Below are 7,216 nucleotides of genomic sequence, written 5' to 3'. Positions count from 1 at the left end.
GACGCGGCGACCGCCGCCGTCTCGGCGCTCTCGGCCGCCGCGGGCGCCTGGGGCGTACGGGTGCACGAGGTACGGGCGAGCGCGGACGCCGTACGCGTCGCGCGCGCCGTCGAGGCCGCCCGGTGAGCGCCCGCACGGCGGCCGAGGAGGTCGAGCAGGCGAACGTCGCGTACTACGCGGCGATGGAGGCCGGCGACTTCGACGCCCTCGCCGGGCTGTGGCTGGACACGACGGACGACGTCAACGACGGGGACGGCTCCGACCTCGTGTGCGTGCACCCGGGGTGGCCGGTGCTCAGCGGGCGCGGCGAGGTGCTGCGCAGCTACGCGGTGATCATGGCGAACACCGAGTACATCCAGTTCTTCCTGACCGACGTCGCGGTCACGGTGCACGGCCAGACGGCGCTGCTGACCTGTACGGAGAACATCCTGTCGGGCGCCCCGGCCCCCGAGGACGAGGAGGGCCCGGGCCCGCTCCTGGGTCAGCTCGTCGTGGCGACGAACCTCTTCCGCCGCACGGCCGCGGGCTGGCGCCTGTGGTCGCACCACGCCTCGCCCGTCCTGACCAGGGACGACGACGAGGAGGAGGGCCCCGACGAGGAGTCCCGCGGACCGGGGGACGCGACGCCGGCCTGAACCGTACCGGACCTCGACGGCGGCCCGCTCCGGGCGAAAAATTCGCTCACTCCAAGGAGTGAGCGAATTTTTGACTTGGGCGGAGTTATCCACAGATTGCGCGGAGTGGTGCGGGGGGCGCCCGAAACCCTGGAAGACTTGATGTCGGGGAGCCCCCCTGGGAGGGCGGGGGCTGCGCTGAACTGCCCCGAGCACGCCCCCATGGCCCCCCAGGGCCCCAGGCCCCCCGGCCCCCGGCCCCCCAGCAGTCCCACTCCCACCGCACCGCAAGCCCACCCCCACCGCCCCCAAGCCCACCCCGCACCTCCACCCCACTCCTCGCCCGCCCCACCCCCACCCCCACCCTCACCCCCGCCGAATCCCCCCACCCCCCTTCCACGCCCCCTGTCAGCCCGCGCGGGTAGATTCGAATACGCCAGAAGCATTCGAACGCGGCCCCGCCGTGCCGGACGGCGCCGCCCGCGCCGTCCGGGGGAACCCCCGGGGACCGACGACCGCTGGAGTGAGTACGTGGATCGTGTCGCGCTGCGCGGCCTGCGCGCCCGGGGGCACCACGGTGTCTTCCCCGAGGAACGCGAGCAGGGCCAGACCTTCGTGATCGACCTGAGCCTCGGCCTGGACACGCGTCCCGCCGCGGCCGGGGACGACCTGGAGCGGACGGTGCACTACGGAGTGGTCGCCGAGGAGGTCGTCGCCGTCGTCGAGGGCGAACCGGTGGACCTCATCGAGACCCTCGCCGAGCGCATCGCGCACACCTGCCTGCGGCACGCCGCCGTGCGCGAGGTCGAGGTCGTCGTCCACAAACCCCAAGCACCCATCACGGTCCCCTTCGACGACGTGACCGTCACCATCACCCGGAGCCGAGCATGACCGCACGCGACCACGTCCACGGGGACCCCACCGTCCAGCCGGTGCCGGCGTCCGTCGTCGCCCAGGTGGACGCCGCCGACACCACGCTCTCCAACCCGCACCGCGCCGTCGTCGCCCTCGGCTCGAACCTCGGGAACCGTCTGGAGAACCTCCAGGGCGCGATCGACGCGCTGGAGGACACCCCCGGCCTGCGCGTCAAGGCCGTCTCGCCCGTCTACGAGACCGAGCCCTGGGGCGTCGAGCCGGGCAGCCAGCCCTCCTACTTCAACGCCGTCGTCTCCATCCGCACGACCCTGCCCCCCTCCTCCCTCCTGGAGCGCGCGCACGCGGTCGAGGAGGCGTTCCACCGCGAGCGCGCCGAGCGCTGGGGGCCGCGCACGCTCGACGTGGACATCGTCACGTACGCGGATGTCGTCTCGGACGACCCGGTGCTCACGCTGCCGCACCCGCGCGCCCACGAACGCGCCTTCGTCCTCGCGCCCTGGGCCGACATCGAGCCCGACGCGAGCCTGCCCGGCCGCGGCACGGTCGGTGACCTGCTCGCGGCGGTCGGCGACGAGGGCGTCACTCCCCGCCGGGACCTGGAACTGATCGTCCCCGAATAGCCGTTAGGGTCGGGAGGGGCGCTCGCGGACGGGCCACGGGGCCCGTGAGCGGACGAAGGGACGACAGACAGGTGCAGAAGCTCCGCCTCCGGGTGCTCGCCGGGATCTTCCTCGTGGCCGGGGTGCTCGCCTGGGCCGGGGCCAGGCTCTGGGACGCGTACGGTCAGCTGCCCTCCGTGCCCGTCGCCGCGCCCGTCGTCTTCTTCGCGCTCGCCGCGCTGCTCCTCGCCACGGCCCTGTCGATACGTTCCCGGCTCCGCGCCCAGCGCGAGCGCAGGCAGGGCGCCGAGGGCGTCAACCCGCTCCAGGCGGCGCGCGCCGTCGTCCTCGGCCAGGCGAGCGCCCTCGTCGCCGCCGTCGTCGCCGGGCTCTACGGCGGTACGGGCGTCTTCCTGCTGACGCGCCTCGACGACCCGGCCCGCCGCGAACAGGCCCTCTACGCCGGTCTCACGGTGCTCGCGGGCGCGGCCGTCGTCGCCGTCGCCTTCTTCCTGGAGCACGTCTGCAAGCTCCCCGAGGACCACGACGACGACACCCCGCACCCGGCGACCTGACCGGGCCGCGCCCAGCACCAACGGGTCGGCGCGCACAGCTCACCGCGAAAAGACCGGCGCGAACAACTCGGCGCGAACAGACCGCCGCGAACAGCTCAGCGCGCCGCGAACAGCTCAGCGCGCCGTGATCAGGCTCACCGCGCCATGATCAGGCTCATCGCCTCGGCGCGCGTCGCCGGGTCGCGCAGCTGTCCCCGTACGGCCGAGGTGAGTGTCTTCGCGCCGGGCTTGCGCACGCCCCGCATCGACATGCACAGGTGCTCGCACTCGATGACGACGATGACGCCGCGCGGCTCCAGTATCCGCATGAGCGCTTCGGCGACCTGCGTGGTGAGACGTTCCTGCACCTGGGGGCGGCGGGCGTAGACGTCGACGAGGCGGGCGAGCTTGGAGAGCCCGGTGATCTTGCCGTCCGAGGCGGGGATGTAGCCGACGTGGGCGACGCCGACGAAGGGCACAAGGTGGTGTTCGCAGGTGCTCTGCACCTCGATGTCCTTCACGAGGACCATCTCGTCGTGCCCGAGGTCGAAGGTCGTGGTGAGCACGTCCTCCGGCTCCTGCCACAGCCCGGCGAAGATCTCCTTGTAGGCGCGGGCGACCCGGCCCGGGGTCTCGCGCAGCCCCTCGCGGTCGGGGTCCTCGCCGACGGCGAGGAGGAGTTCGCGGACGGCGTTCTCGGCCCGCTTCTCGTCGAAGGCACCGATCGTGCCCTCGCCGTCCAGGGTCACCGGGTCGGTCATGTCTGCCTCGTTCCGTTGCCGTGCCGCCGCCCGGGGCCGGTGCCCGGATCTGGGGATACGGGAAAACCCGCCCCCTCCAGGCTAAAACCTGGTGGGGACGGGCTTCATTCCGGGCCCGGCCGGGGCTCGGCCCGGTCCGGCTCGCTCAGCTGTCGCCGCGGTCCTCCGGGGAGGACTCGGGCTGCTCGGCCTGCGGCGTCTTGTCGACGGAGACCTGGCTCGGCTGGGTGCCGTTGGCGCCCACGGCGCCATGGGCGCCGTGCGTGAGCTGGAGTTCCTTCGGCGAGAGCACCGGAGGCCTGGTCGAGGGCGTCCGGCGGGACGATCCGGTCCACGCCGGGCGGGCCGGGCGCTTCACGATCGGGGCGAAGATCTCGGCGATCTCCTCCTTGCCGAGCGTTTCCTTCTCCAGGAGTTCGAGGACCAGGTTGTCGAGGACGTCCCGGTTCTCGACGAGGATTTCCCACGCCTCGTTGTGCGCGGTCTCGATGAGCTTCTTGACCTCTTCGTCGACGAGCGCCGCGACCTCTTCCGAGTAGTCGCGCTGGTGGCCCATCTCACGGCCCAGGAAGGGCTCCGAGTTGTCGCCGCCGAACTTGATCGCGCCGAGCCGCTCGGTCATCCCGTACTGGGTGACCATGGCGCGAGCGGTGCCGGTGGCCTTCTCGATGTCGTTCGCCGCGCCGGTGGTCGGGTCGTGGAAGACGAGTTCCTCCGCGGCCCGGCCGCCCAGCATGTAGGCGAGCTGGTCGAGCATCTCGTTGCGCGTGGTCGAGTACTTGTCCTCGTCCGGGAGCACCATCGTGTAGCCGAGGGCGCGCCCGCGGGACAGGATGGTGATCTTGTGCACCGGGTCGGAGTTCGGGGAGGCCGCCGCGACCAGGGCGTGTCCGCCCTCGTGGTACGCGGTGATCTTCTTCTCCTTGTCCGACATGATGCGGGTGCGCTTCTGCGGGCCCGCGACGACGCGGTCGATGGCCTCGTCGAGCATGCTGTTGTCGATGAGCTTCTTGTCGCTGCGCGCGGTGAGGAGCGCGGCCTCGTTGAGCACGTTGGCGAGGTCGGCGCCGGTGAAGCCCGGGGTGCGCCGGGCGACGGCGGCGAGGTCGACGCCTTCGGCGACGGGCTTGCCCTGCACGTGCACCTTGAGGATTTCCAGCCGGCCCTGCATGTCGGGGCGGTCGACGGCGATCTGCCGGTCGAAGCGGCCCGGGCGCAGGAGCGCCGGGTCGAGGATGTCGGGCCGGTTCGTGGCGGCGATCAGGATGACGCCGCCCTTCACGTCGAAGCCGTCCATCTCGACGAGGAGCTGGTTGAGGGTCTGCTCGCGCTCGTCGTGGCCGCCGCCGAGGCCCGCGCCGCGGTGCCGGCCGACCGCGTCGATCTCGTCGACGAAGACGATCGCCGGGGCGTTCGCCTTGGCCTGCTCGAAGAGGTCGCGCACGCGGGAGGCACCGACACCGACGAACATCTCGACGAAGTCGGAGCCGGAGATCGAGTAGAACGGCACCCCGGCCTCACCGGCCACCGCGCGGGCGAGGAGGGTCTTGCCCGTGCCGGGAGGGCCGTAGAGCAGGACGCCCTTGGGGATCTTGGCGCCGACGGCCTGGAACTTCGCCGGTTCCTGGAGGAATTCCTTGATCTCCTGGAGTTCCTCGACGGCCTCGTCGGAGCCGGCGACGTCCGCGAAGGTCGTCTTCGGGGTGTCCTTCGTCAGGAGCTTCGCCTTGGACTTCCCGAACTGCATGACGCGGGAGCCGCCGCCCTGCATCTGGTTCATGAGGAACAGGAAGATGAGGACGATGACGATGATCGGCAGCAACGAGAAGAGGATGCTGAGGAACGGGCTCTGCTTCGACGGCTGGACGGTGTAGCCGTCGGGGATCTTGTTGTCCTGGTACTTGTCCTGGAGCTTGGCGGCGAGGTCGGTGCCCTGGTCACCGATGTAGCTCGCCTGGATCTTGCTGCTCCCCTTGACCTTCTGGTCCTTCTTCAGCTCGACCTTGATGATGTGGTCATCGCCGGTGCTGAGCTTGACCGCCTTCGCCTTGTCCTGGTCGATCGCCTTGACGACCTGACCGGTGTCCACCGTCTTGTAGCCGCCGGACGAACCGACGAACTGCATCAACACGACCACGGCGAGGACGGCCAGCACGATCCACATGACCGGCCCACGGAAGTATCGCTTCACGTCCATCCACACGGAGCGGGATGCGCCCCGTCCCTCCTGCCATAGTGAGTGAGATAAAGACTGTTCTTCGGACGGTACCCCAGCATTGTCACCCGAAGACGCAGGGGAGTGCTGGGGAACCTGGTTACGCCTCGTCCAACGGAGGAGGAGGCGTACGGGTTCCCGGGGCGGCCCGCGGAGTGTGACGCGCCCTCGGCCGGGCGCTCCCGCGCGGGCCCCGGTGACCCGTGCGCGCGGCGCCGCCGTGCGGGCGCGGGGGTGTCAGCCTCCGTAGACGTGGGGTGCGAGGGTGCCGACGAAGGGCAGGTTGCGGTACTTCTCCGCGTAGTCGAGCCCGTAGCCGACGACGAACTCGTTGGGGATGTCGAAGCCCGTCCACTTCACGTCGATCGCGACCTTCGCGGCATCGGGCTTGCGCAGCAGCGTGCACACCTCCAGCGAGGCGGGCTCGCGCGAGCCGAGGTTGGTGAGCAGCCACGACAGGGTGAGCCCGGAGTCGATGATGTCCTCGACGATCAGGACGTGGCGGCCCTTGATGTCGGTGTCGAGGTCCTTGAGGATGCGCACCACGCCGGAGGACTGGGTGCCCGCCCCGTAGGACGAGACGGCCATCCAGTCCATCGTGGCCGGGGTGGACAGGGTGCGGGCGAGGTCGGCCATGACCATCACCGCGCCCTTGAGGACTCCGACCAGGAGGAGGTCCTTGCCCGCGTACTCCGCGTCGATCTTGGCGGCCAGCTCGGCGAGCTTCGCGTCGATCTCTTCCTTGGTGAGGAGGACCGACTGGAGGTCGGAGCCCATGTCTTTCGCGTCCACGCGCATCACTTTCGTCTGTCGTACCGGGGGCGGCGGCGCGCCCGCCCGTGGGCGCGTGCCTCAGCCTTGCCGGATGACCAGTCTGCCACCTAGCCGCCTGGCCTCGACCTTCCCGGGGAGGTTGAGGGCCCGCTGCCCGCGCCAGGCGGTGATGAGGCGGTCCACCTCCTCGATGTGCGCGGCGAAGAGCGCTCCGCCGGGGGCGCCCGCGTCGAGGAGCGCGGAGCGCAGGACGCGGCGGCGGACGGCGGCGGGCAGCGCGTAGAGCCCGGCGCAGTCGAGTGCGCCGTGTGCGTCGCGGACGGTCCCGGCGGCGCGGGCGGCCCAGGCGTCGAGTGCGTCGGCGTCGTCGCGGGAGAGCTGGGCGGTACGGGCGAGGGCTTCGACGACGCCCTTGCCGAGGGACTTCTCCAGCGCGGGCAGGCCCTCGTGGCGCAGCCGGGAGCGGGTGTAGGCGGGGTCGGTGTTGTGCGGGTCGTCCCACACGGGCAGCGACTGGACCATGCACGCCTTGCGGGCCGTCTGCCGGTCGATGCGCAGGAAGGGACGGCGGTAGCGGCCGCCGGGCCCGGAGGTCTCGGCCATGCCGGACAGGGAGCGGGTGCCGGAGCCGCGGGCGAGGCCGAGGAGGACGGTCTCGGCCTGGTCGTCGCGGGTGTGGCCGAGGAGGATCGCGGCGGCGCCGTGCCGTTCGGCGACGGCGTCGAGTGCCGCGTACCTGGCCTCGCGGGCGGCGGCCTCGGGTCCGCCGGCGCGGCCCACGTCGACGGCGACGGCCTCGACGGGGGTCAGCCGCAGGGCGGTG

At 71.6% G+C, this 7,216-nt stretch carries 8 protein-coding genes; 4 read left to right on the top strand and 4 right to left on the bottom strand.

Annotated features, from left to right (window positions below; genetic code table 11):
- Window positions 1-122 precede the first annotated feature (122 nt).
- From G3I42_RS06785 to G3I42_RS06770, 4 genes are all read left to right on the top strand, one after another.
- The gene (locus tag G3I42_RS06785) at window positions 123-635 is read left to right on the top strand and encodes a nuclear transport factor 2 family protein (protein WP_164283327.1); all 513 of its coding nucleotides are present in this window, start codon (window positions 123-125) and stop codon (window positions 633-635) included.
- Between the two features lie 510 nt (window positions 636-1,145).
- Window positions 1,146-1,505: a dihydroneopterin aldolase gene (gene folB / locus G3I42_RS06780; RefSeq protein ID WP_164283325.1), complete on the top strand. Its 360-nt coding sequence runs from the start codon at window positions 1,146-1,148 to the stop codon at window positions 1,503-1,505.
- A complete protein-coding gene (folK, locus tag G3I42_RS06775; RefSeq protein WP_164283323.1) occupies window positions 1,502-2,110 on the top strand; it encodes a 2-amino-4-hydroxy-6-hydroxymethyldihydropteridine diphosphokinase in 609 nt (202 codons plus the stop codon). Before folB ends, folK begins: the two co-directional genes overlap by 4 nt.
- 71 nt (window positions 2,111-2,181) lie before the next feature.
- Window positions 2,182-2,664: a DUF3180 domain-containing protein gene (locus G3I42_RS06770; protein WP_164283321.1), complete on the top strand. Its 483-nt coding sequence runs from the start codon at window positions 2,182-2,184 to the stop codon at window positions 2,662-2,664.
- A 134-nt stretch (window positions 2,665-2,798) separates the two neighbouring features.
- Here G3I42_RS06770 and folE read toward each other — a convergent pair whose 3' ends face one another.
- From folE to tilS, 4 genes are all read right to left on the bottom strand, one after another.
- Entirely contained in the window at window positions 2,799-3,404 is a 606-nt protein-coding gene (folE, locus tag G3I42_RS06765) for a GTP cyclohydrolase I FolE (RefSeq protein WP_007823756.1), read from the bottom strand.
- Between the two features lie 145 nt (window positions 3,405-3,549).
- Window positions 3,550-5,601 carry an ATP-dependent zinc metalloprotease FtsH gene (gene ftsH, locus G3I42_RS06760; protein ID WP_164283319.1) on the bottom strand — a complete coding sequence of 684 codons (2,052 nt, stop codon included), beginning with the start codon at window positions 5,599-5,601 and terminating at the stop codon, window positions 3,550-3,552.
- A 255-nt stretch (window positions 5,602-5,856) separates the two neighbouring features.
- Window positions 5,857-6,417: a hypoxanthine phosphoribosyltransferase gene (gene hpt / locus G3I42_RS06755; RefSeq protein ID WP_007823758.1), complete on the bottom strand. Its 561-nt coding sequence runs from the start codon at window positions 6,415-6,417 to the stop codon at window positions 5,857-5,859.
- 54 nt (window positions 6,418-6,471) lie between these two features.
- A partial coding sequence (gene tilS / locus G3I42_RS06750) for a tRNA lysidine(34) synthetase TilS (protein ID WP_164283317.1) occupies window positions 6,472-7,216 on the bottom strand: 745 nt, incomplete at its 5' end.

The organism is Streptomyces sp. SID11385 (assembly GCF_010548245.1).
In the GTDB taxonomy this organism is placed as follows: Bacteria; Actinomycetota; Actinomycetes; order Streptomycetales; family Streptomycetaceae; genus Streptomyces.
This window is presented reverse-complemented; position numbering and strand designations above follow the sequence as displayed.